Origin of the sequence: Microbispora sitophila (assembly GCF_014892245.1) — a bacterium.
GTDB lineage: Bacteria > Actinomycetota > Actinomycetes > Streptosporangiales > Streptosporangiaceae > Microbispora > Microbispora siamensis.
The window spans coordinates 40,591-63,470 of record NZ_JADBGC010000008.1; the positions used below are offsets into that span (position 1 = coordinate 40,591).

The window sequence follows — 22,880 nt, forward strand, 5'->3', positions numbered from 1 at the left end:
CTGGGCCCCCGCCCCGGCCCCCCGGGGGGGGCCCCCCCCCCCCCGCCCCCCCCCCCCCCCCCCCCGGGGGGGGGGGGGGGCCCCCCCCCCCCCCCCCCCGCGCCTCGCGCGTCCGAGGGGAGTCCCTACATCCGGGCGCCGGCGGGCTCGAGCGTGTGGATCCGCACGGCGTGCCGTACGCGCATTTCGAGCTCGTCCAGCTCGGCCGGGGTGGGCGCGTCGATGAGGAACGTCACGGCGCGGTCGTCCGAGCTGTGCAGCGGCCCGAGCTCAGCGCCCCGGTCCTTGAGCACGAGCACGGCACGCAGGGTGGGCGGGTCGTCCGGGGCGCCAGGTTCGATCTCGGGCCACAGGCCGCCCTCGCCCACCCAGGCCGGTGAGATCCCCGGCCAGTCCACCGTCACGTCGCCGAGCCGCCCGGGCTCGTGCTCCAGGTAGACCTGCCGGGCGTACCGGCGCGGCGCGGGATAGGCGGCGGGCTCCCCGAGGGCGATGCGGATGATCTCCGGCTCCATCGGGGCGCCGGTCGCGAGCGAGTAGAGGATCGACAGGCCGTCGCCGGGAGTGCGCGCGGCCACCTCCATCAGGTAGGTCCGGCCCGCGCCGTCCACCCGCCACTCGGCGTGCGCGATGCCGTCCGCGAAGGCCAGCCGTTCGAGCATGCGCCGGTTGGCGTCGAGGATGACTTCGTTGACGCCGTCGAGCTCGTTCGGGACCGAGTGGGACAGCTCGACGAAGGTGCGGGTGCCGGACTCTGTCGTCTCCTTGCGGGTCACCGAGGCGAAGACGATCCGGCCGTCCTGCACCAGGCTCTCCACGGAGAACTCCTGGCCCGCCACCTTCTCCTCCACCAGCACCGTCTCGTGCGGCAGGTACGCGTCGAGCTGGGCGCGCAGCTCGGCCGGGTCGCGCACGGTCTCCACGCCCGAGCTGGAGTGCCGGCTTGCGGGCTTGACCACGGCGGGGAACGACACGCCGGCGGCGGAGAACGTCGCGCGCGCGGCCGGGGGGACGACCACCGAGGCCGGGCTGAACTCCGGCAGGTACCACCGCTGGAGGTACTTGCTGCGGCAGGCGCGGGTGGCCCGCAGGCCGGGGGAGGGCAGCCCCAGGGCGTCGGCGAGCAGGCCGGTCGGCTCGACCAGCGTCTCGCCCACCGCGTAGACGCCGGCGATGTCGTAGCGGTCCCGCCAGGCCCGTACGCCCGAGATCACGCCCGCGGTGAACGAGTTGTCCGTGTTGACGTCGCCGTCGGTGAAGGCGATCTCCTCGATGACCGAGGCCGGGTGCGAGGGATCGCGCATCTGGGCCAGGGCCTGCTCCCGCCAGGAGGCCGGCGTGACCACGAGGATCCGCAGCCCCCGGCGGGACAGTTCGCGCAGATAAAGAGGGGCCCGGCAGATCACCAGGAATGATCCGGTAAGTACGAATGCTCGAGGTTTCACTTTCGTCACCGCCGTTTCTCGCACGTGCTCACAGGCACTTCGCGATCGGAGATTAGTTCCCCCATTTTCGGACGGTCAATGAAATTTCCCGATCATTCGGGATGACCGGTTTCCCGATAGGGGTGAACCGGGGTCGCCGGCCGCCCTCCGTCCACGTGACCTCGGGGGTACCGAGAAGCCCGAGGTCATCCCGGATTGTCCGGCTGTGCTGTGGGGCCGTTAGGGGTTGTGAGAAATGCGCGCCGGATCGAATCCTGAATTAGCCCGACAGGGCCGGAACATCGGTGCACCCCCGATTGGAGGGCTGTTCACATGGCTGGCAACGGCGCCGGAGAAGACGGTCTGGAGACGCTGCGGGCCTCGCTCGACCGTATCGACGAGTCACTGCTCGACACACTGCGCAGGCGCATCGAGTGCTGCGTGGAAATCGCGCATTTCAAGCGCGAGCACAACGTCCCGATGATGCAGCCCCACCGCATCGGCATCGTGCAGCGGCGGGCCGCCCGATACGCGCAGGACCACGGAATCGACCCCGAGTTCCTGCGCCGCCTCTACGAACTCGTCATCGCGGAGACCTGCAGGGTCGAGGACCTGGTGATCGGCGATGTCGCCGCTCGGTGAACGCGGCGCCGGCGGCTCACCCGGCTATTCCGACACGGCTTGGAGGAACCCCGGAATGAGAACGATCCTGATCGACAATTACGACTCGTTCACCTACAACCTCTACCAGCTCCTGGGTGAGGTGAACGGGCAGCCGCCGGTCGTGGTGCGCAACGACGCCGACTGGTCCCAGGTGCCGATCCACGAGTTCGACAGCGTCGTGATCTCCCCGGGTCCCGGCCGGCCCGAGCGGGCCCGCGACTTCGGCGTGAGCGCGCGAGCCATCCGCGAGAGCGGGCTGCCCGTGCTCGGCGTCTGCCTCGGCCACCAGGGCATCTGCCACCTGTTCGGCGGGACCGTCACCCACGCGCCGCAGCCGATGCACGGCCGCGTCTCCCAGGTGCGCCACACCGGCGCCGACATCTTCGCCGGCCTTCCCTCGCCGTTCTCGGTCGTGCGCTACCACTCGCTGGCCGCCACCGACCTGCCGGACGAGCTGGAGGCCGTGGCCTGGACCGACGACGGCGTGGTCATGGGAGTGCGGCACCGCACCGAGCCCATCTGGGGCGTCCAGTTCCACCCCGAGTCGATCAGCAGCGAGCACGGCCGCGAGCTGCTGGCCAACTTCCGCGATCTCGCACTGGCCCATCGCAGGGCCAGGCAGGAGCGCGCCGCCGCCGCCCGTTCGCCCTTCCAGGTGCACGTGCGCAGGCTGCCGCTGCTGCCGGACGCGGAGAGCGCCTACCGGGAGCTGTTCGCGGGCAAGGAGCACGGCTTCTGGCTCGACAGCAGCTCGGTGATCGAGGGGCTGTCCCGGTTCTCGTTCATGGGCGACGGCTCCGGTCCGCTCGCCGAGTACGTCACCTACCGGGTGGCGGAGGGAACGGTCACCGTACGCCGGTCCGACGGGTCGCGGCAGCGGGTCGAGCAGCCGTTCTTCGAATACCTGGACGAGCGGTTGCGTGAGCGCGCCGTGCCGGCGCCCGAGGGCCTGCCGTTCGACTTCAACCTCGGGTACGTCGGCTACCTGGGCTACGAGCTCAAGGCCGAGGCGGGCGGCCAGGCCGCGCACCAGGCCGAGGAGCCCGACGCGGCGCTGCTGTTCGCCGACCGGATGCTTGTGCTCGACGACGTGGAGGGCGTCTGCTACCTGCTCGCGCTGACGGGAAACACGGACGAGGGTGCGGACGGCGGCGCGCTCGCCTGGCTGGACGAGACCGCCGCGCGGCTGTTCTCCCTGCCCAGGCGTGAGCCGGCCGAGCCGGTCGCGTTCGCGGGGGTCGGCATGACCGACCCGGCGATCGCCGACGCGGTGGAGATGCGGCACGACAAGCAGGGCTACCTCAGCCGGATCGGCGAGTGCCTGGAGGAGATCTACCACGGCGAGTCCTACGAGATCTGCCTGACCAACGCCGTCACCGTCCGCGCCGAGATCGACCCGCTGCGGACCTACAGCCACCTGCGGAAGATCAGCCCGGTGCCGTACGGCGCGCTGCTCGACTTCCCCGACGTCGCGGTGCTCAGCGCCTCGCCCGAGCGGTTCATGACGATCGGCCCGGACCGGGTCGCCGAGTCCAAGCCGATCAAGGGCACCCGGCCGCGCGGCGCGACCCCGGAGGAGGACGAGGCGCTCCGCCACGACCTGCTCAGCCGCGAGAAGGACCGCGCCGAGAACCTCATGATCGTCGACTTGATCCGCAACGACCTGAACACGGTCTGCGAGGTCGGGTCGGTGCACGTGCCCCGGCTCTTCCACGTCGAGACGTACGCGCCGGTGCACCAGCTCGTCTCCACGATCCGCGGCACGCTGCGGCCGGAGGAGTCGGTGGTGAGCTGTGTGCGGGCCGCCTTCCCTGGCGGGTCGATGACCGGCGCTCCCAAGATCCGCACGATGGAGATCATCGACCGCCTGGAGGAGGGCCCGCGCGGCGCCTACTCCGGCGCGCTCGGCTGGTTCTCCCTGAGCGGGGCCACCGACCTCAGCATCATCATCCGCACCCTCGTCGCCACCCGGGACCGGGTCAGCTTCGGCGTCGGCGGCGCGATCGTGGCCCTGTCGGACCCCGAGGAGGAGTTCGAGGAGACGGTCGTCAAGTCCCGAGCCATGATCACCGCGGTGCTGGCCACCGCGGCCCAGACCGTGGGGGCCTGACGATGACTCGCGGGGACCACACGACGGAACTGCTGCGGCGCTGCGTCGTCGTCGGCGGCGCGGGCGCCGTGGGCGGCCTGTTCGCCGAGCACCTGCTGCGGTCCGGGGCCGAGGTGCTCGTCGTCGACCCCGGCGCCGGGGTGGCCCCCGCCGGCGAGGCGAGGTTCCTGCGAGGCGACATCACGGACATCGGGCCCGATCTCCGCGAGGAGATCGGGCGGGCCGACCTCGTCCTGCTCGCGGTGCCCGAGCAGGTGGCGCTGGCGGCGGTGAAGCAGGTGGCCGCCGCGATGCGGCCGGGCGCGCTGCTGGCCGACACGCTCTCGGTCAAGGGCCCGATCGCCGACGAGATCCTGGCCCACGCCGGGGACGTCGAGGCGGCCGGTCTCAACCCGATGTTCGCCCCGTCGCTCGGCTTCGCGGGACGGCCGGTCGCCGCCGTCGTGGTCCACGACGGTCCCCGCGCGAGGGCGCTGCTGCGGCTGGTCGAAAGCTGGGGCGGCCGTGCCGTACGGCTCGGCGCGCACGAGCACGACCGGCTGGCCGCGGCGACGCAGGCGCTCACCCACGCGGCGGTGCTGTCGTTCGGGCTCGCGCTGGCCCGCCTCGGCGTCGGCGTCGCAGAACTGGCCGCGGTCGCCCCGCCGCCGCACGCCACGATGCTCGCGCTGCTGGCCCGGATCGCCTCGGGCACCCCGGAGGTCTACTGGGACGTCCAGTCGGCCAACCCGCAGGCCGCCGCCGCCCGCGAGGCCCTCGCCGAAGGCGTGGGCACGCTCGCCGGCCTCCTCGACGGCCGGGCGGACGGGGAGGCGGAGTTCGCGGCGGCCCTGGGCGGGCTGCGCGACCTCCTCGGCCCCGATCTCGGCTTCTACCGCGACACCTGCGCCGAGATGTTCGGCGCACTGCGGCCCTACGAGCACCGCCCGACCCCCTACGAGCCCGGCCCCTCCACGAGCACGTCATCTCCCGTCCCTACTGAAAGGTGAGACCGATGACCATCTCCATCTCCCACGAGACCGTCCTCACGCCGGAGCAGCGCGCCAGGTTCGCCGCGGACCCGGACCTCGGCGGCGGCAACCTGCTGACGAAGGCCATCGAGGCCAACCCGCACCCCGAGCTGCCGTTCATCCACCTGGGCAGGCCGCTGACCAACACCAAGGGTGAGCAGCAGACCGAGTTCAGCCTGCTCGAGCTGGACGAGCTGGCCCAGAGCTGGTCGGTGTGGTACCTGCGCCAGGGCGTGCGGCCCCGCGACCGCGTGGCCATCTACCTGGAGGACTCCTTCGCCTACTCCCTGCACTTCTACGCGCTGGCCCAGATCGGCGCGGTGGCGGTGCTGGTCAACAGCAAGGCGTCGCGGTACATCGCCACCGAGCTGTGCCGCCAGACCAGCCCGGTCGGCATGTACACCGACATCGCCCACCTGGAGATCCTCGGCGAGGAGTTCCACCTGCTGCCCGGCCTGCGGTGGACGCAGGTGGCCGAGGAGCTGCCCGCGCCCCCGCCCGCCGTGCTGCCGCAGGAGGCCCGCTTCCGCCACGTCGGCGAGGACCCGGTCTCGATCCTGCACTCCTCCGGCACCACCGGGCGGCCCAAGCCGGTCATCCAGACCCACCGCTCGTGCGTGGCCGGGCCGCGCTTCCGCCTCGTGGACCACCACGAGCAGCCGGGCGCCGTGATGATGACCGCGCTGCCGCAGTCGCACCTCGGCTGCATCGCCTACACGACGTACGCCGTGCTGGGCGGCACGCCCATCGTGCCGTGGTTCGACACCAGCGGCCCCGAGCTGGCCAAGGCCGTCGAGAAGTACCGCCCGACGACCGTCATGGCCTTCGGCCACGCGTACGCCGAGCTGGCGGGCGCGGACCTGCCGGCCGGGACGATCGACTCGGTCAACGTCTGGATCTCCATCGGCGACGCGGTCCACGAGAAGCACATCAAGTCGATCCTGGCCATGCGCGACCCGTCGCTGCCCCCGGCCGCGTTCTTCGACCGCCTCGGCACCACCGAGCTGGGCTGGGGCGTGCTGCTGAAGGTCCGCACGCTGGCCGACGAGCGCAACGACCGGTGCGTGGGCAAGCCGGTCGGCGTCGCCGAGGTCGCCGTGCTGCGCAGGGACGGCACGATCGCCGACGTCAACGAGGTCGGTCTGCTCGGGGCGAAGGGCCCTGCGATCACCGCCGGATACTGGAGCGACTCCGACACCACCTACCGCAGCAAGCTGTCGGGCTACTGGCTGACCGGCGACATGGCCTACCGCGACGAGGCGGGCAACTACTTCCAGGTCGACCGGGCGGTGGACGCGATCGAGACCCCGACCGGCACCGGCTACTCGGTCTTCATGGAGGAGCTGCTGCTCAACGACCTGCCCGAGGTCCTCGACTGCGCCGTGGTGGCGGGCATCCACCGCGGCCGCACGGTCCCGGTGGCGGTCGTGACGTCCAGCGCCGCCAGGCCGGACGCGCAGAAGCTGCTCAACGAGGCGAACGAGAAGCTGAAGGCCGCCGGTCACCCCGAGCTGACCATGCTGGAGGTCGCGCGCAACGAGGAGGACTTCCCGGTCGGCGTCACCGGCAAGGTCCTCAAGCGCCGGCTGCGGGAGAAGTACAGCTCGCTGTCCACCTACATCCGGGAGAACAGCGGCAGGCAGCTCGGCACGATCCTCACCGACGTCTTCGTCTGATCCCACCCGGCCGACGCCCCCCGATTCCCGCGATCCGCACGCGGATCAACGGCGATCCGCACCCGATCCGCGCCGCCGGGCCGGAGGTTCCCCCCCAGGCCCGGCCCGGCGGCGCACACGCAGAAGACACTCCGACCCGACCACACGGATGTGGAGGAGATTCCCATGACCGACGCCGAGCTGTTGCTGGTGTTCGACTCGACTATCGATCCGTCCGGCATCGCCGGATGGGCCCAGCACTTCGACTCCACCGGCACCACGGCCACGACGTACCGGCTGGGCGGGGCGGACGTGATGGTGGCGCAGGGGCCCGGCACCCTGCCGCCCCTCCCGGCCGACCTGCCCAGGCCCCGGCAGACGGCACGGGCGAGCGGCGGCTTCCGGCTCGGCCGGCGCGAGCTGTTCCCCTCGGGCACGGCCGTGACGATCGGCTCCGCCGTGATCGGGGACGGGGACATCGCGGTCTTCGCCGGACCCTGCGCGGTCGAGAACCCCGGGCAGATGATGTCCACGGCCAGGGCCGTCGCCCGGCACGGCGCGGTCGGCCTGCGCGGCGGCGCGTTCAAGCCGCGCACCACGCCGTACTCCTTCCAGGGCCTCAAGTGGGCGGGCCTGGACCTGCTGGTGCAGGCCAGGGAGGAGACCGGCCTGCCGATCCTGACCGAGGTGGTCGATCCCCGGCACGTCGACCGGATGGCCGAGGTGATCGACGGCTTCCAGATCGGCACCCGCAACATGCAGAACTTCGAGCTGCTGACCGAGGTGGGCCGCAGCGGTATGCCCGCCGTGCTCAAGCGCGGCTTCGGCTGCACGGTGGACGAGCTGCTCACCGCCGCCGAGTACCTCCTCGCCGAGGGCAACGACCAGGTCGTGCTGTGCGAGCGGGGGATCAGGACGTTCGAGGGGGCCACCCGCTTCACGCTCGACCTGTCGGCGGTGGCGCTGCTCAAGCGGCGCACCCACCTGCCGGTGATGGTCGACCCCAGCCACTCACTCGGCATCCCCGAGCTCATCGAGCCGCTCACGCTGGCCGCCGTGGCGGCGGGCGCGGACGCCCTGCTGATCGACGTGCACGTCCAGCCCGAGCAGGCGCTGTGCGACGGCAAGCAGGCGCTGCTCCCCGAGGACTTCGCCCGGCTCATGAACCGCCTGGAGATGCTCGCGCTCGGCGTCGGCCGCCGGCTGGCCCCGGCCCCGGCCGCCGACTACTCCGAGATCCACGACGCACTCACCCCCGACGTCGTCTAGACCGGCCCGGCTGCGTACGAGTGCCGGTCGAGGAGGTGGAGCGATGCGCGCGGCGACGAGCACGCGCCCGGCGGACGCCGGCAACGGCGTCGGTGCCGCTGTCGACACTCACTGCCCGTACTGCGCGTTGCAGTGCGGCATGACCCTCAGCCCGGCGGGCCGCGCATCGGTGCGGGTGCGGCCCCGCGACCCGTCCGCCGGCGGACTGTGCCAGAAGGGCTGGACCGCCGCGGCCCTGCTCGGCTCGCCGGCCCGGCTCACCACGCCGCTCGTCCGGGACGGCGGGACCCTGCGCCCGGCGAGCTGGGACGAGGCCCTCGGCCTGGTCGCCCGCAGGATCAAGGAGATCGCCGCGGAGCGCGGGCCGGACGCCGTCGCGGTCTTCGGCGGCGGCGGGCTCACCAACGAGAAGGCGTACCTGATCGGCAAGTTCGCCCGGGTGGCGCTCGGCACCTCGCAAGTGGACTACAACGGCAGGTTCTGCATGTCGTCGGCGGCGGCCGCGGCGCACCGCGCCTTCGGCCTCGACCGGGGGCTGCCGTTCCCCCTGGCCGACCTGGAGGGCGCGGACGCGGTGCTGCTCGCCGGTGCCAACCCGGCCGAGACGATGCCGCCGTTCCTGTCACACCTGCGCCGCGCCATGGACGCCGGGGGACTGATCGTGGTCGATCCCCGGCGCACTCCCACGGCCGAGCGTGCGGCGCTGCACCTCGCGCCGGCACCGGGCACCGACCTCGCGCTGGCGCTCGGCATCCTCCACGCCGCCGTGGCCGACGGCCGCCTCGACCACGCGTACGTCGCCGGCCGCACGACGGGCTTCGAGGAGGCCTGGCGGGTGGCCGCCGCCTGGTGGCCCGAGCGGGTCGAGCGGGTGACCGGCGTCGCCGCCGCCGACCAGCGCAGGGCCGCCGCGATCCTGTCCGAGGCCGCGAGCGCGTACGTGCTGACCGCCCGGGGGGCGGAGCAGCACGCCACAGGCGTGGACACGGTCGGGGCCTGGATCAACCTGGCGCTCGCGCTGGGCCTGCCCGGCCGCCTGGGCTCGGGCTGGGGCTGCCTGACCGGCCAGGGCAACGGGCAGGGCGGGCGCGAGCACGGGCAGAAGGCCGACCAGCTTCCCGGCTACCGGCGGATCGACGACCCGGCGGCCCGCGCGCACGTGGCACGGGTGTGGGGGGTCGAGCCGTCCACGCTGCCCGGGCCTGGACGGTCGGCGTTCGAACTGCTCGACGCGCTCGGCACCTCCGGCGGCCCGTCCGCGCTGCTGGTCTTCGGCAGCAACCCGGTCGTGTCGGCGCCGCAGTCGGCCCGGGTGGCCGACCGGCTGGCCGCGCTCGACCTCCTCGTGGTCGCCGACATCGTGCTGTCGGAGACCGCCAGGGCCGCCGACGTGGTGCTGCCGATCACGCAGTGGGCCGAGGAGGACGGCACGCTGACCAACCTCGAAGGGCGCGTGCTGCTGCGCCGCCGCGCGCTGACCCCGCCGCCCGGGGTGCGCACCGACCTGGAGGTCCTGCACGACCTGGCCGTACGGCTCGGGCAGCCGCCCGAGCGCTTCCCCACCGACCCCGAGACGGTCTTCACCGAACTGCGGGCGGCCTCGGAGGGCGGCCCCGCCGACTATTCGGGCGTGACCTGGGACCGGCTGCGGGCCGGGGAGCGGCTCCAGTGGCCCGTCCCCCGGCAGCCGGGGCATCCGGGGACGCCGCGGCTGTTCCTGGACCGGTTCGCCCATCCCGACGGGCGGGCCAGGTTCGCCGCCGTCGACCACAGAGGGCCGGCCGAGCCGCCGGACGAGGAGTTCCCCCTGTACGCGATCACCGGGCGGGTGCTCCAGCACTACCAGTCGGGCGCGCAGACCCGCCGGGTGGAGGAACTGCGCGCGGCCGTGCCCGAGGCGTACGTCGAGGTGCACCCGGACACCGCGCGGCGGGCCGGGCTGCGTGACGGCGCGGCGGCGGCGGTCGTCGGCAGACGCGGGCGGGTCCTCGCGACGGTGCGCTGCGTGCCGTCGATGCGGCCCGACGTGGTCTTCCTGCCCTTCCACTTCCCGGGCGCCCAGCGCGCCAACCTCGTGACGAATCCGGCGCTCGATCCCGTCAGCCGGATGCCCGAATTCAAGGTCTGCGCCGTACGGCTGTCGCCGGCGGGGGAACGGGAGGCGCAGTGACAACCAGAGTCGTGATCGCCGGCTACGGCATGGCCGGGGCCCGGCTGGCGGAGGAGATCCGCCGCCGGGACCCGGCGGGGGAGCGCGTCGCGATCGTCGCGATCGGGGACGAGCCGCACCCGCCGTACAACCGGGTCCTGCTGTCGAACGTGCTGGCGGGCGCGATGTCCGCCGAGTCGGTGCGGCTGCAGGAGGAGGACTGGGCCGCCGCGCACGGCGTCGAGGTGCTGCGGGGCCGCGAGGTCGTCTCGATCGACCGCGCCGGGCGCCGCGTCGCGCTCGACGACGGCACGCGGGTCGGCTACGACGTGCTCGTGCTGGCCACCGGCGCCCGTGCGTGGGTGCCGCCCGTGGAGGGGCTGACCGGCGACGACGGCGATCTCGCCCCCGGCGTGGCGACGTTCCGCACGCTCGACGACTGCGCCGCGATCGCGGCCGGAGCGCGCGGCGGCGTGCGGGTGGCCGTGCTCGGCGGCGGCCTGCTCGGCCTGGAGGCGGCAAGGGGCCTGGCGACGTGCGGCAACGCGGTCACCGTCGTCCACCCGCGCGGCCACCTGATGGAGCGCCAGCTCGACCACGGCGCGGGCCAGGTGCTCGCCCAGGTCCTGCGCGGCCTCGGCGTGCGAGTGCTGCTGAACTCGCGGGCGGCCCGCTACTTGCCCGGCGACGGGCTGAAGCTGGACGACGGCCGGCTGGTCGCGGCCGACCTCGTCGTCGTGGCGGCGGGGGTGCGCCCGCAGACCGCGCAGGCGTCGGCGGCCGGGCTCGACGTCGACGGCGGCGTGCTGGTGGACGACGATCTGCGCACGAGCGACCCGCTGATCCACGCGATCGGCGACTGCGCCCGGCATCCCGGTACGGTCCCCGGACTGGTGCAGCCCGCCTGGGAGCAGGCCGCCGCGCTGGCCGCGCTGCTCACCGGCACGCGGTCGCCGTACCGCGGCACGAAGGTGGTGACCCGGCTCAAGGCGAGCGGGGTGGACCTGGCCGCGCTCGGCGACGTGCACGCCGGGCCGGACGACCCGCGCGCCGAGGTGCTGTGGCTGAGCGAGCCGGCCCGGGGCCGCTACGCCAAGCTCGTCGTCCGCGACGAGCGGGTCGCGGGCGCAATCACGCTCGGCGTGCCCGACGCCGCCGCCGCGATCACCCAGTTCTACGACCGCGGCCTGCCCGTGCCGCCCGACCGGCTCGCGCTGCTGCTCGGCCGGGCCATGCCGTACGGCGAGGGCGCGGCCCCCGGCGGCGGGAACGCGGCGGCGCTGCCCGGGACGAGCGTGGTGTGCCGCTGCAACGCGGTCAGCAAGGACAAGCTGGTCGCCGCGTGGCGGTCCGGAGCTCGCGACCTGACCGCCCTCGCCTCGGCCACCCGGGCGACCACGGGCTGCGGCACCTGCACCGACGCGGTGTGCGGCATCGCCCGCTGGCTCGCCCAGTCGGACAAGGAAGAAGCCGCCGGAGTGGCACGTGCCCAGTTCTGAGACCCCCACGCCGACGAGGAGTTGCTCATGACTCGCAGGACGGCGGCCGCCCGGCGCGGCCGCGGATGGATCGAACACTGGAACCCGGAGGACGAGGAGTTCTGGGAGACCACGGGCCGCCGGGTGGCCCGGCGCAACCTGATCCTGTCGGTCTTCACCGAGCACCTCGGCTTCGCCATCTGGGTGCTGTGGTCGGTGGTGGTGCTGAGCCTGCCCGCCGCCGGGCTGCCGATGAGCGTGTCGGAGTCGTTCTGGCTCGTCTCCGCGCCCAACTTGGTGGGCGCGGCGATCCGGATCCCGTACACGTTCGCGGTGCCGCGCTTCGGCGGCCGGGTGTGGACGACGATCTCGGCGGCGCTGCTGCTGGTCCCGTCCTCGCTGCTGGCGTTCGTCGTGCCGAGTGGGTGGCTGGCCGCGCAGGACCACGACACGAGGTTCTGGATCCTGCTCGCCTGCGCCGCCGTGGCGGGCGTCGGCGGCGGCAACTTCTCCTCGTCGATGGCGAACATCTCGTTCTTCTATCCCGAGCGGCGCAAGGGCTTCGCGCTCGGCCTCAACGCCGCCGGCGGCAACCTCGGCGTCGCGGTCGTCCAGCTCCTGGTGCCGCTGGTGGTCGTCGCCGGCGTGCCCGTGGCGGCGTCGGGCACCCGGGTCCACCTCGCGTACGCCGGTCTGGTCTGGATGCCGTTCATCGTGGTGGCCGGGATCGGCGCCTGGCTGTTCATGGACAGCCTCGCCGAGGCCAAGGCCGACCCCCGGTCGTACGCCGCGGCGCTGCGGCACGGGCAGACCTGGATCGTGTCGCTGCTCTACGTCGGCACGTTCGGCTCGTTCATCGGGTTCTCCTTCGCACTGCCGCTGGTGACCAGGACGACGTTCCCCGAGTTCCTCGCGCAGCACCCGTTCGTGCGTGACTATCTCGCCGGGCTCGGCTTCGTCGGGGCGCTGGCCGGGTCGGTCGCCCGGCCGCTCGGCGGACGGCTGTCCGACCGGTACGGCGGGGCCCGGGTCACGCTGGCCGTCTTCGGCGGGATGGTCGCGGCGACCGTCGCGGCGGCGGCCGGAGTGATCCGCCATGACTTCGGCCTGTTCTTCTGCGCCTACCTGGTCGTCTTCGCCTGCTCCGGCGTGGGCAACGGCTCGACGTACCGGATGATCCCGGTGATCTTCGGCGAGCTGGGACGCAGGGAGGCGGCCAGGCGCGGCCTCGACCCGGCGCTGACCGCGACGGACTACAAGCGCAGGGCCGCGGCCGTGATCGGCATCGCCGGGGCGATCGGCGCGTTCGGCGGGTTCCTGATCCAGCAGGTGTTCCGCCTGGCGAGCCTCGACGCGGCGAGCGCGATGAAGGGCATGACCGGCGCCGCCGCGGCCCGCGTCGCCCAGGAGCACGCGGGATGGTCGCTGCCCGCCCTGTGGATCTTCGTCGGCTCCTACGTGCTGCTCGCCGGGCTCACCTGGTGGACCTACCTGCGGCGCGGGCCGAGCCGTGCGCCGAGCTTCGCCTACGCGCAGGTCTGAATTTTCGTAGCACCCCCGCATAACCAAAGTTGTAGGCCGTCTGCCCCTTCCGTCATCCGGTCTGGTCATTAGGGTGCGCGGCCGTTGTAGGGGCCTGTGCCCATGCCTAGCGTGCTGGTCAGAGGGCCCGTGAAACGGCTCGTACGGGATCTGGAGGGATTTCGATGGCACGTCGCATCCGCGTGAGCAAGCCGACCAGGAAGCCCCAGTCGAACTCGCCCGATCTCCGCACGCCGTCGGGCCGCGAACTGCCCTACTGACTGACCCACCTAAAGCACACAGCCGCTTCCAGCAGAAAGAGGGGAGGATCCCGGTGAGCGATCTCGTCATGGTCATGCCCTACCGGGCGTTCGTCATCAAGGCCCGAGAGGAGGGGCACCGGATCTGCGCGGTCTGGGATCCCACCCTGCAGACGCCCGACTACCTGGCCGGCATCGCCGACCTGGCCGACGCCTTCGTGCTCGCCGACTTCGCCGACCCGGTCGCGTTCGACCGGGCCGTACGGCAGGCCGTGCGCGACTTCGGCGCCGACCTCGTCTACCACATCGGGGCCGAGGAGAGCATGCTCGCGACCTACCGCATCGCGGAGGACCTCGGCAAGGCGGTCAACCCCGCGCGCTCGATCGAACTGCTCAACGACAAGCTCCAGCTGCGGCGGCTGCTCGCCGAGCACGACCTGTCGCCGGTGCGGTTCGCCCACGCGGCGCGCTGGCAGGACGTGCCCGCCCTGCTCGGCGGTTTCGACCTGCCCGTGGTCGTCAAGCCGACCGAGCTGGCCGGCAGCCGGGGCGTCTACCTGCTGCGCGAGCCCGGCCAGGTCGCCGAATGGGGCGCGCTGCTCGACTCGTACGGCTACGGCGGCCCGGTCCTGGTGGAGGAGTATCTGCGCGGCCCCGAATACAGCGTGGAGTCGCTCAGCGACCACGGCCGCCACCAAGTGGTGGGCGTCACCCGCAAGGTGCTCGGCCCGCCGCCGCTGTTCGTCGAGGCCGGGCACGTGCACCCCGCGCAGGCCGGGCCCGACACGGCGGCGATGGCCGAGCTGACGATCGAGATGCTGCGGCTGACCGGCTACCAGACCGGCCCGGCCCACACCGAGATCATCTGGACCGCCGCCGGTCCCCGGATCGTCGAGTCGCAGGCGCGGCTCGGCGGCGACCAGATCCCGCGCCTGGTGCAGCTCGCCACCGGGCTCGACATCGAGCGGGCCGTCTTCCGGATCCTCGGCGGCAGGCCGCCGGGCACGGTGGAGCGCCGGGCGGTCGCCCACATCTCGTACTTCAGCCTGACCCCCGGCGAGGTCCGCGCCGTCTCCGGTGTGGAGGAGGCCAGGGCGCTCGACTTCGTCGACATGCTGGAGTTCCCGTTCCGGCCGGGCGACCGGATCCCGGAGACGGTGGACTGGCGCACCCGGCACGGCTTCGTCGTCGTGACCGGGGAGACCGAGGAGCAGGCCGTCGCGCGGGCGCGGCACGTCCACTCGCTCGTACGGGCCGAGGTGGGCGAGCCCGTCGCGGCCGGGGCGGGCGTGACGTCATGAACCTGGCCGCGTTACATCCGAACCTGCGGGTCCGCATCGCGGTCGGCTTCCTGCAGCGCCTGCTCGACTCGATGGTCATGTCGTTCATGGCCATCTACCTCGCCTTCGAGTACGGCGTGGCGGTCGCGGGCGTGCTGGTCGTGACCGTGATGGTGCTCGGCGTCGTGGGCACGCTGGCGGGCGGGCACATGTCCGACGCCCGCGGGCGGCGGCGCACGCTGCTGCTCGGCGAGACCGGCGTCTGCCTGACGTTCGCGCTCATGGCGGTCGCCGACTCGTCCGCCTGGCACAGCCCGGCGATCGTCTACTGCGGCTACCTCGTCAACAAGTTCGCCGCGAGCTTCGCGATGCCGGCGAACGACGCGATGATCCTCGACGTCACGACCCCCGAGAGCCGCAAGCTCGTCTACACGATCAACTACTGGTCGATCAACCTCGCGCTGGCCATCGGCGCGCTGCTCGGCGGCTTCCTCTACAACGGCCACTTCACGCTGCTGCTGGCCCTGGCCGCCACGGGCACCGTCGCGATCGCCGCGGCCACGTACTTCCTCATCGCGGAGACCAGGCCGGAGGAGACCGAGCAGGCGGAGACCGGCGCGGCGGCCGAGTCGCGCGGATCGATCCTGCGGGACTTCGCGAACGGCTACCGGCTGGTGCTCCAGGACCGCGCCTTCGGCCGGCTGCTGGTGGCCGCCACGCTGTTCATGTGCATCGAGCTGCAGCTGATCAACTACATCGGCGTACGGCTGGCCAGGGACCTGCCGGCGCAGGACCTGCTGTCGATCGGCTCGTGGTCGGTCCGGGTGGACGGCGTGGAGATGCTCGGCATCCTCCGCGCGGAGAACACCGTGCTGGTCGTGGCGCTCGCGCTCGTCGCCCACCTGGTGCTGCGCCGCGTGCCCGACCGGGTCAGGCTGTACGCCGGGGCGGGGCTGTTCACCGCCGGATACATGGTGCTGGCCGTCAGCGACACCGGCTGGGTCCTGCTCGTGGCCGCGCTGGTGCTCACCGTGGGTGAGCTCATGGACGTGCCGGTGCGGCAGGCTCTGCTCGCCGACATGGTCCCGGCCGCGTCCCGCACCCGCTACATGGCGGTCTACAACCTCAACATCCGGGTGGCCCTGGTCGTCGCGTCGCTGTGCATCACGATCGGCTCGGTCCTCCCACCGTGGGGCATGGCCGCGCTGTACGGCGTCTTCGGCCTGGTGATCATCTGGCAGTACCACGCGATCCTCACCCCCTCCGCCGCCCGTGCGGAACTCGCGCGGGCGTGACCAGGGAGACCCTCATGAACCTGACCACGCAAGAGGTCGGCACGCTGCTGCGGGGCGCAGACCTGGAGTATCGGCGGCATGGCGACTGCTGGGTGAGCCCGGTGGCCGGCCCGCACATCGGCGCGCGGCACGCCGCCGTCGACGCGGTCCGCATCCCCGCGGGCCGTCAGTGGTCGCCTCCCGGCGCGGCGGCGGCCGAGCAGGTCGCGGTCGTGCTGGCCGGCGCGGGCGTCGGCACCGTCGGCTACGAGATCAGCCGGATGCGCGCCGCCTCCGCGCTGTACTCGCCCATGGGCAGTACGTACTCTCTGTCGGCCGGCGACCGGGAGATGACGGTCTACGTCTGGAGCGCCGTGCCGTCCGAGGGCGGCACGGCGCGCGGCATCCCGCCTCGCACAGGCCCGGCCCGGTTCCGCTCGCTGTGGAGCGGCGAGACCTGGCTGACCCCGCCTGCCGCGAACGTCCTGTTCCGGCCGGGCGCGGGCTACGCGGGGCTCTGCCTGCGCTGCGGGATCATGCTGCCGGGGGAGACGCTCGGTGTCCGCCCGCACGAGGAGAGCGAGGCGGTGTACTTCGTCTTCGAGGGCGAGGGGCAGTTCTACCTGCACGACCGCTGGGTGGACCTGGGGCCGGGCGACGGCGTCTTCGTGCCGCCGGGCGTCCGGCGCGGCGCCCGCAACCCCCACGCGGGCCACCTCGCCAGCCGCTTCGTCGTGTTCGGCGGTTCCATGGCGGGAATTCCCTCATACCTGCCCGATGATTTGTCAGATTTGTAGCACGAACGGTCGTAGCGGTAGGGAAAAATAGGGGTGGAAATCCGCCTCGCGCAATCTGAGTGGTATCGGGTGCATCCTCGCGTTTCTTGTACCTCCTTTACTTCCAGCGGTGTCCACGTGAATGACCAAGCGATATCGAAACCCTTCAATCGGTCACGGCCACGCCGGTCGCGGGCGGCGTCATGCGGCGCGTGAGCCTCGGCGGGCAGGGCCTCGTCTCCGCGAGCCTCGGGCTCGGCTGCACCGCGCTGACCGGCGCGTACGGTCCGGCCGACCCCGATGAGGCGATGCGGGTCGTGCGGCGCGCGCTCGACGGCGGCGTGTCGCTGATCGACCTGATCGACGCCGACGGCGAGACCGAGCGCCTGGTCGGCAAGGCCGTCGCCCACCGGCGCGACGAGGCCCTGATCGCGGCCGCCCCTGGTTCGGTTCGAGGGGACGGTGCGGTTCGGTGGGCTGGTTCGGCCCGACGGGAGGCGCGAGACTGCCTGTCCCGTCCGGAGAACCTCGGCCGCGCCTGCGACGCGTCGCTGGCCCGCCTGGGGGTCGAGCGGATCGACCTGTTCGTGGTGGACCCCGGCGCCACCGGCGCGCCCATCGAGGAGACGATGGGCGTGGCCGGCCGGCTCCAGGACGCCGGGAAGATCGCGCACATCGGCGTCCGCGCGCTGGACGGGGACCGGTTGCGGCGCGCGCACGCGGCGCGGCCCGTCGCCGCCGTCGCGGTGGAGTACTCCCTGTGGCAGCGCCGGGCGGAGCGGGAGTTGCTGCCGGTGGCGCGCGAGCTGGGGATGGGCGTCATCGCCGGCAGGCCGCTCGGCCGGGGCTTCCTGACCGGCCGGATCACCTCGCCGGTCCAGCTCGGCCCGGGGGATGCGCGCTGCCTCGACCCGCGTTTCTCGCCGGAGAACCTGGAAGCCGAGCTGCTGCGGCTGCGCGACGCGCAGCGGGTGGCGGCCGAGATGGACGTCGGTATGGGGCGGCTGGCCATCGCATGGCTGCTGGCGCGGGGCGACGACATCGTGCCGGTGCCGAGCACGCGCGACCTGGTCCACCTGGAGATGAACCTCACCGCGGCCGGCATCCTGCTGCCCGAGCCGGTCAAGGCCCACCTCGCCAGGACGTTCCCGCTGGAGGAGGGCTGAGGCTCAGGGGAACGAGCGCTGCCCCCGCAGGCCGGGAGTGTTCGGGCGGGGGCGGGGCGCCGGCTGGTCGCGGCGCGGCGAGATGAGCGAGGCGGCCAGTGCCTTGTTGACCGCGTCGATCCGGGAGACCGCGCCGAGCTTGGTGAAGATGTTGTGCAGGTGCCGCTTGATCGTCGCCTCGGTGAGCGTGAGCCGGGTGGCGATCTGGTAGTTGCTCAGCGCCTGGGCGGCGAGTTCGAGGATCTCCCGCTCCCTGTCGGTCAGCACCACCTTCGACCCGCCCCCCTGCACCTGCGCGAAGGAGTCGCGCGAGACGGCGAGCACGAGCCGGTCGGGCTCGTTCCTGACGCTCCTGACGGCCGAGATCAGCTCCTGGCGGTGCACGCTCTTGAGCAGGTAGCCGCGGATGCCCGCCGCCAGCAGGCGGCTCAGCAACTGCGGGCCGTCGTACATGCTGAGGATGATGATCTGGGACTCGGGCGAGATCTCGCGCATGCGGGTCACGGTCTGCGTGGCGTCGTCGCCGGGGATCTCGACGTCGAGGAGGACCACGTCGGGCCGCTCCCGCTCGACCAGGGCCACCGCCCCGTCGGAGTCGCCGGCCTCGCCGACGACCTCGAAGTCCTCCTGGGCCTCCAGGATCTCGCGCAGGCCCTCCCGGAACAGCGCGTGGTCGTCGATGACGGCGATACTGATCATGTTGTCCGATCCGGTCATGCGGTGAGCCCTGAGAAGGGCACGTACAGTTCGACGTGCGTGCCGTGGCCTGGCCTGCTCGTGATGGTGGTCGTCCCTCCGATGATCGCGGCCCGTTCCTGCATCGACAGCAGGCCCACCCCGTCCGACCGGCCGCTTCCTTCGGCGAAGCCCAGGCCGTCGTCCTCCACCGACGCCCGCAGCTCGTGGGGGGCGAAGTCGACCCGGATCAGCACCTTGGCGGGGTTGCCGTGCTTGAGTGCGTTCCTGGTCGCCTCACGCAGGATGAGGAAGGACTCGTCGCGCACGGTGGGGGAGGCCCACGTCTCGTCCCCGCTGACCCGCAGCCGGATGTCCACCTCGTCCATGTCCACGGTCTCGAGGTAGTACAGCAGGGCCTTCTCCAGGCTGTTGAGCGGCTCCTGCGGGTGCAAGTCGCTGGTGACCGCGCGCAGGTTCTGCATGGTCTCCAGGATGGCCTGCTGGGCGGTCTCCACTTTCGCTGTCGCCGTCGCCGGCTTGCTCGCCCGGTGCAGATCGTACAACTCCAGTTGCCGGTGGGCGACGCTGAGGCCGTGCCCGAGCCGGTCGTGCAGTTCCCGGGCGATCCGGCGGCGCTCCTCGACCTGGGCCTCGTGGACCTTGTCGAGCAGGAAGCTGGAGTAGCTGGCCGACGCCTCCCTGATCCGTGTCGTGATGCTGCGCTCCAGCCCCAGCACGACCAGTGTGAGCAGCCGCATCGACTCGGCGTCGCCGGGCATGCGCTCCAGCAGGCAGGTCACGACCGCCTGGAACCAGACCGACGCCGCGCGGAGCGACTCGTCCGGGTGGACCCCGCTCGCCGCCCTGGTCGCCCCCACCTCCCACGCGATCATCTTGTGGGAGTCGCCCACCCTGATGGTGCCGGCCCGCAGCGTCTCCGCGACGTCGTCGAGGATCTGCTCCGCGTTCGCCATTGCCTGCCGCAGGGCGATCGGGTCGCGGCTGATCGGGCTGTCCAGTGCCGCCAGGTTCCGTGCGTACGCTTCCAGAATCTCGGAGCGATGCGCTTCGAGGAAAGCCTCGAAGTCCGGGACCGCCGGCCCCAGTTCTCCATCTCCCGCCAATGGACCCTCCGAGAGGAAGCGGACGAGTGCCTCCATCCTGGACTAAGCCGCACGCCCAGACAATAAGAATTGTGACACCAGCGGGAGAAGAACAGCCAAATGCACAGCGTATTGCGTCGTCATGAACGCCCGGTAGGGCAGGCGGCGGCGCACCCGGGACCCCCGGGAAAGCGGACTAAGAGTGACGACGGTGAGCAGCGCGGCGCCGGTGAGCATCGTGACCGGCGCCATGCCGAGCGGCACCCGCAATAGCAGCGCGACCGCGCAGAAAGCGAGCGCGACGGAGGCGGCGACCGCCGACAGCAGCAGCCTGACCGGCCATTCTCCGCGGCTCACCGCGAACGTCGTGCGCCCGGCGGAGCGGTCGCCCGCGATGTCGGGCAGGTCCTTCGCCGGCGTGCCGACCAGGCCCATCCACAGCGAGGCCGCGACGGCGAACGCGGGCAGCGCGATCATCTCGCGCCCGGCGGGGCCGGTCCCGTACGAGGTGTATCCCGCGCAGTAGGAGAGCAGGCCGGACACGCCGCCGACCACGACCGTGGCGCTGGACCACTTCTTAAGCTGGAAGGGCGGCGCCGAGTAGAGGTAGCCGAGCACGAGCACCGCCGTGACCAGCCAGATCATCGCGCCGCCGAGCAGCAGCGCGCCGAGCAGGGCGGCCGCGGCGGCGGTCCAGGCGACGATCCACGCCAGCTCGGGGTCGAGGTCGCCGCGGGCGATCGGCCGGCGCGAGCCGTTCACGCGGTCCTCCCGCACGTCCGTCACGCCGTTGAACAGGTAGACGAAGAAGATCGCGCACTGCCATACCAGAGCGCCCGCCAGCAGGCGGAACGGGTCGGCGGGGGCGAGTCCGGCGTCCACGGCCGCGCCGGCGGCGAACCGCAGGAAGAAGATGGCCAGAACGGACGGGCGCGCCTCGGTCATGCACATTCCGAAGATTCGGAAAGGCGGAATCGAAATGGCCGGGAATGCTGCTCTGCTCATCGACATGACCCGGAGTATGTGTCCGATTCAGGGGGTCGTTAAGAGGGCTGCCCGGGAGGTTGTACCGGGCCTACAACTTTCGATACCCCTACCGATCGTCCGGGTGATGCCGGGCGCACTCTAGTTGCTTCTCCCTTGCCCCTTGACCAGGGCGGTTGTAGCTTCGGCAACGTGCCGGTCAGCGAATCACCGGAAATTCGGACGGCCTTCCGGAAGGAAGTCGGCGGGATTCGCGGACAGCTTTTGGGAAAACGGTCGGTCGCGAATTCGGTGACGTGGTCGCCGATGAGAAAGGAATTCCTCATGAGCAGCTCTCCTTCCCGTTACTCGGCCTTCACCCCCGTCCGCCTGGCGGACCGGCGCTGGCCGGACCGGACGATCGAGGCCGCCCCGCGATGGCTGTCCACCGACCTGCGCGACGGCAACCAGTCGCTGGTCAACCCGATGAGCCCGGAGCGCAAGCTGGCGATGTTCGACCTCCTCGTACGGATGGGCTACAAGGAGATCGAGGTCGGGTTCCCGGTGGCGAGCCAGGACGACCACGACTTCGTGCGCATGCTCATCGAGCAGGACCGGATCCCCGACGACGTGCGGATCTCGGTTCTGGTGCAGGCGCGGGACGAGCTGATCCGGCGGACCGTGGAGAGCCTGGCCGGCGCGCCCAGGGCCAACATCCACCTCTACAACGCGACCGCCCCGCTCTTCCGCCGGGTGGTCTTCGGCATGACCCGCGACGAGTGCAGGGACCTCGCCGTCGAGGGCACCCGCCTGATGATGAAGTACGCCGAGGCGACCCTCGGTGACTGTGACCTGGGGTTCCAGTATTCGCCCGAGCTGTTCAACGAGACCGAGCCCGAGTTCGCCCTCGAGGTCTGCGAGGCGGTCATGGACGTGTGGCAGCCGGAGGAGGGCCGGGAGATCATCCTCAACTTCCCGACGACGGTGGAGCGGTCGCTCCCGCACGTCTTCGCCGACCAGATCGAGTGGCTCGACCGCAACCTGTCGCGCCGCGAGCACGTCTGCCTGTCGATCCACCCGCACAACGACCGGGGCACCGGCGTGGCCGCCTCCGAGCTGGCGCTGCTGGCCGGCGCCCAGCGAATCGAGGGCTGCCTGTTCGGCAACGGCGAGCGGGCCGGCAACGTCTGCCTGGTCACGCTCGGCCTGAACATGTACACCCACGGCGTCGACCCCGGCATCGACTTCTCCGACATCACCGAGATCCGCCGCACCGTCGAGTACTGCAACGAGATGCAGGTCAGCCCCCGCCACCCGTACGGCGGCGACCTCGTCTACACGGCCTTCTCCGGCTCCCACCAGGACGCCATCAAGAAGGGCTTCGACGCGCTGGCCGTGGAGGCCGGCGAGGCCGGCGTGGGCGTGGACGACATGCCGTGGCGGATGCCGTACCTGCCGATCGACCCCAAGGACGTCGGCCGCACGTACGAGGCCGTGGTGCGCATCAACAGCCAGTCGGGCAAGGGCGGCGTGGCCTACATCCTGAGCGCCTGGCACGGGCTGAACCTGCCCAAGAACCTGCAGGCGGAGTTCGCCCGCGTCGTGCAGGCCCACGCGGACGGCTCGGGCGGGGAGATCACCCCGGCCGTCGTCCGCGATCTGTTCGACGAGGAGTACCTGTCGCGGACCGAGATCACCGTCCCGCTCGGGCTCGGCGGCCGGCCGCTGCAGACCACGTTGTACGTCGACGGCGCGCGCTTCGACGTCGCCGGGCCGCGGGCCGACGCCATCCGCACCCTGGGCGCCCGGCTGGCGGTCTGGAACGTGGACGTGCAGATGGTCCACCGCACCGGGGTGGAGGCCGCGGCCGGGAGCGCGGAGGACCGGGAGGTCGCGGTCTACGCCGAGTGCGTGATCGACGGCCGGCAGGTCTGGGGGGTGGGCCTCGACCACGACGTGGTCGCCGCGTCCTTCGCGGCCGTCCGCTCGGCGCTGGCCCGCGCGGGTGAAACGGATGGGGAAGGCGCGGGGGAGCGGGCCGGCGAGCGCGTTTCCGCGCGAATGACGCTGGTCGGCTGAACGCGACTCAACACACAAGCTT

At 72.2% G+C, this 22,880-nt stretch carries 17 protein-coding genes; 13 read left to right on the plus strand and 4 right to left on the minus strand.

Annotated elements, in window-relative coordinates:
• Positions 1-125 precede the first annotated feature (125 nt).
• Complete coding sequence (locus IL992_RS16110) at positions 126-1,406, minus strand: ATP-grasp domain-containing protein (protein ID WP_319018589.1); 1,281 nt, start codon at positions 1,404-1,406, stop codon at positions 126-128.
• 351 nt (positions 1,407-1,757) lie between these two features.
• Here IL992_RS16110 and IL992_RS16115 point away from each other — a divergent pair, with 351 nt between their 5' ends.
• From IL992_RS16115 to IL992_RS16170, 12 genes are all read left to right on the plus strand, one after another.
• Positions 1,758-2,066 carry a chorismate mutase family protein gene (locus IL992_RS16115; protein ID WP_193204170.1) on the plus strand — a complete coding sequence of 103 codons (309 nt, stop codon included), beginning with the start codon at positions 1,758-1,760 and terminating at the stop codon, positions 2,064-2,066.
• A gap of 55 nt (positions 2,067-2,121) precedes the next feature.
• Positions 2,122-4,197, plus strand: coding sequence for an aminodeoxychorismate synthase component I (gene pabB / locus IL992_RS16120; RefSeq protein ID WP_193204171.1), 2,076 nt, complete (start codon positions 2,122-2,124; stop codon positions 4,195-4,197).
• A 2-nt stretch (positions 4,198-4,199) separates the two neighbouring features.
• Positions 4,200-5,186, plus strand: a complete 987-nt coding sequence (locus tag IL992_RS16125) for a prephenate dehydrogenase/arogenate dehydrogenase family protein (protein WP_193204172.1) — start codon at positions 4,200-4,202, stop codon at positions 5,184-5,186.
• 5 nt (positions 5,187-5,191) lie between these two features.
• A complete protein-coding gene (locus tag IL992_RS16130) occupies positions 5,192-6,883 on the plus strand; it encodes a class I adenylate-forming enzyme family protein (RefSeq protein ID WP_193204173.1) in 1,692 nt (563 codons plus the stop codon).
• 165 nt (positions 6,884-7,048) lie between these two features.
• On the plus strand, positions 7,049-8,131 hold the full coding sequence (gene aroF / locus IL992_RS16135) for a 3-deoxy-7-phosphoheptulonate synthase (protein WP_193204174.1): 1,083 nt from the start codon (positions 7,049-7,051) through the stop codon (positions 8,129-8,131).
• 43 nt (positions 8,132-8,174) lie between these two features.
• The gene (locus IL992_RS16140) at positions 8,175-10,301 is read left to right on the plus strand and encodes a molybdopterin oxidoreductase family protein (RefSeq protein ID WP_193204175.1); all 2,127 of its coding nucleotides are present in this window, start codon (positions 8,175-8,177) and stop codon (positions 10,299-10,301) included.
• Positions 10,298-11,779 carry an FAD-dependent oxidoreductase gene (locus IL992_RS16145; protein WP_193204176.1) on the plus strand — a complete coding sequence of 494 codons (1,482 nt, stop codon included), beginning with the start codon at positions 10,298-10,300 and terminating at the stop codon, positions 11,777-11,779. The genes IL992_RS16140 and IL992_RS16145 overlap by 4 nt, the downstream gene beginning before the upstream one ends.
• 27 nt (positions 11,780-11,806) lie before the next feature.
• Positions 11,807-13,300: an MFS transporter gene (locus IL992_RS16150; protein WP_193204177.1), complete on the plus strand. Its 1,494-nt coding sequence runs from the start codon at positions 11,807-11,809 to the stop codon at positions 13,298-13,300.
• 313 nt (positions 13,301-13,613) lie between these two features.
• On the plus strand, positions 13,614-14,840 hold the full coding sequence (locus IL992_RS16155) for an ATP-grasp domain-containing protein (RefSeq protein WP_193204178.1): 1,227 nt from the start codon (positions 13,614-13,616) through the stop codon (positions 14,838-14,840).
• Positions 14,837-16,114, plus strand: coding sequence for an MFS transporter (locus IL992_RS16160; protein ID WP_193204179.1), 1,278 nt, complete (start codon positions 14,837-14,839; stop codon positions 16,112-16,114). The genes IL992_RS16155 and IL992_RS16160 overlap by 4 nt, the downstream gene beginning before the upstream one ends.
• Before the next feature lie 14 nt (positions 16,115-16,128).
• The gene (locus tag IL992_RS16165; protein WP_193204180.1) at positions 16,129-16,890 is read left to right on the plus strand and encodes a cupin domain-containing protein; all 762 of its coding nucleotides are present in this window, start codon (positions 16,129-16,131) and stop codon (positions 16,888-16,890) included.
• 182 nt (positions 16,891-17,072) lie between these two features.
• Positions 17,073-18,035, plus strand: coding sequence for an aldo/keto reductase (locus tag IL992_RS16170; protein WP_193204181.1), 963 nt, complete (start codon positions 17,073-17,075; stop codon positions 18,033-18,035).
• Positions 18,036-18,038: 3 nt separating this feature from the next.
• Here IL992_RS16170 and IL992_RS16175 read toward each other — a convergent pair whose 3' ends face one another.
• The 3 genes from IL992_RS16175 to IL992_RS16185 are packed head-to-tail and all read right to left on the minus strand — an operon-like array spanning position 18,039 to position 20,761.
• Positions 18,039-18,752, minus strand: coding sequence for a response regulator transcription factor (locus tag IL992_RS16175; RefSeq protein WP_193204182.1), 714 nt, complete (start codon positions 18,750-18,752; stop codon positions 18,039-18,041).
• Positions 18,749-19,837: a sensor histidine kinase gene (locus IL992_RS16180; RefSeq protein WP_193204183.1), complete on the minus strand. Its 1,089-nt coding sequence runs from the start codon at positions 19,835-19,837 to the stop codon at positions 18,749-18,751. Before IL992_RS16180 ends, IL992_RS16175 begins: the two co-directional genes overlap by 4 nt.
• Before the next feature lie 42 nt (positions 19,838-19,879).
• Positions 19,880-20,761: a UbiA family prenyltransferase gene (locus IL992_RS16185; protein WP_193204184.1), complete on the minus strand. Its 882-nt coding sequence runs from the start codon at positions 20,759-20,761 to the stop codon at positions 19,880-19,882.
• Positions 20,762-21,124: 363 nt separating this feature from the next.
• On the opposite strand from IL992_RS16185, the gene leuA reads away from it, so the two are divergent.
• Positions 21,125-22,858, plus strand: a complete 1,734-nt coding sequence (gene leuA / locus IL992_RS16190; RefSeq protein ID WP_193204185.1) for a 2-isopropylmalate synthase — start codon at positions 21,125-21,127, stop codon at positions 22,856-22,858.
• Positions 22,859-22,880 lie beyond the last annotated feature (22 nt).

Bases quoted from the DNA above. Each gene is read 5' to 3' on its own strand.
- IL992_RS16115 (WP_193204170.1), top strand. From the start codon at position 1,758: ATGGCTGGCAACGGCGCCGGAGAAGACGGTCTGGAGACGCTGCGGGCC.
- pabB (WP_193204171.1), top strand. From the start codon at position 2,122: ATGAGAACGATCCTGATCGACAATTACGACTCGTTCACCTACAACCTC.
- IL992_RS16125 (WP_193204172.1), top strand. From the start codon at position 4,200: ATGACTCGCGGGGACCACACGACGGAACTGCTGCGGCGCTGCGTCGTC.
- IL992_RS16130 (WP_193204173.1), top strand. From the start codon at position 5,192: ATGACCATCTCCATCTCCCACGAGACCGTCCTCACGCCGGAGCAGCGC.
- aroF (WP_193204174.1), top strand. From the start codon at position 7,049: ATGACCGACGCCGAGCTGTTGCTGGTGTTCGACTCGACTATCGATCCG.
- IL992_RS16140 (WP_193204175.1), top strand. From the start codon at position 8,175: ATGCGCGCGGCGACGAGCACGCGCCCGGCGGACGCCGGCAACGGCGTC.
- IL992_RS16150 (WP_193204177.1), top strand. From the start codon at position 11,807: ATGACTCGCAGGACGGCGGCCGCCCGGCGCGGCCGCGGATGGATCGAA.
- IL992_RS16160 (WP_193204179.1), top strand. From the start codon at position 14,837: ATGAACCTGGCCGCGTTACATCCGAACCTGCGGGTCCGCATCGCGGTC.
- IL992_RS16165 (WP_193204180.1), top strand. From the start codon at position 16,129: ATGAACCTGACCACGCAAGAGGTCGGCACGCTGCTGCGGGGCGCAGAC.
- IL992_RS16170 (WP_193204181.1), top strand. From the start codon at position 17,073: ATGCGGCGCGTGAGCCTCGGCGGGCAGGGCCTCGTCTCCGCGAGCCTC.
- IL992_RS16175 (WP_193204182.1), bottom strand. From the start codon at position 18,752: ATGACCGGATCGGACAACATGATCAGTATCGCCGTCATCGACGACCAC.
- IL992_RS16185 (WP_193204184.1), bottom strand. From the start codon at position 20,761: ATGACCGAGGCGCGCCCGTCCGTTCTGGCCATCTTCTTCCTGCGGTTC.
- leuA (WP_193204185.1), top strand. From the start codon at position 21,125: ATGAGCAGCTCTCCTTCCCGTTACTCGGCCTTCACCCCCGTCCGCCTG.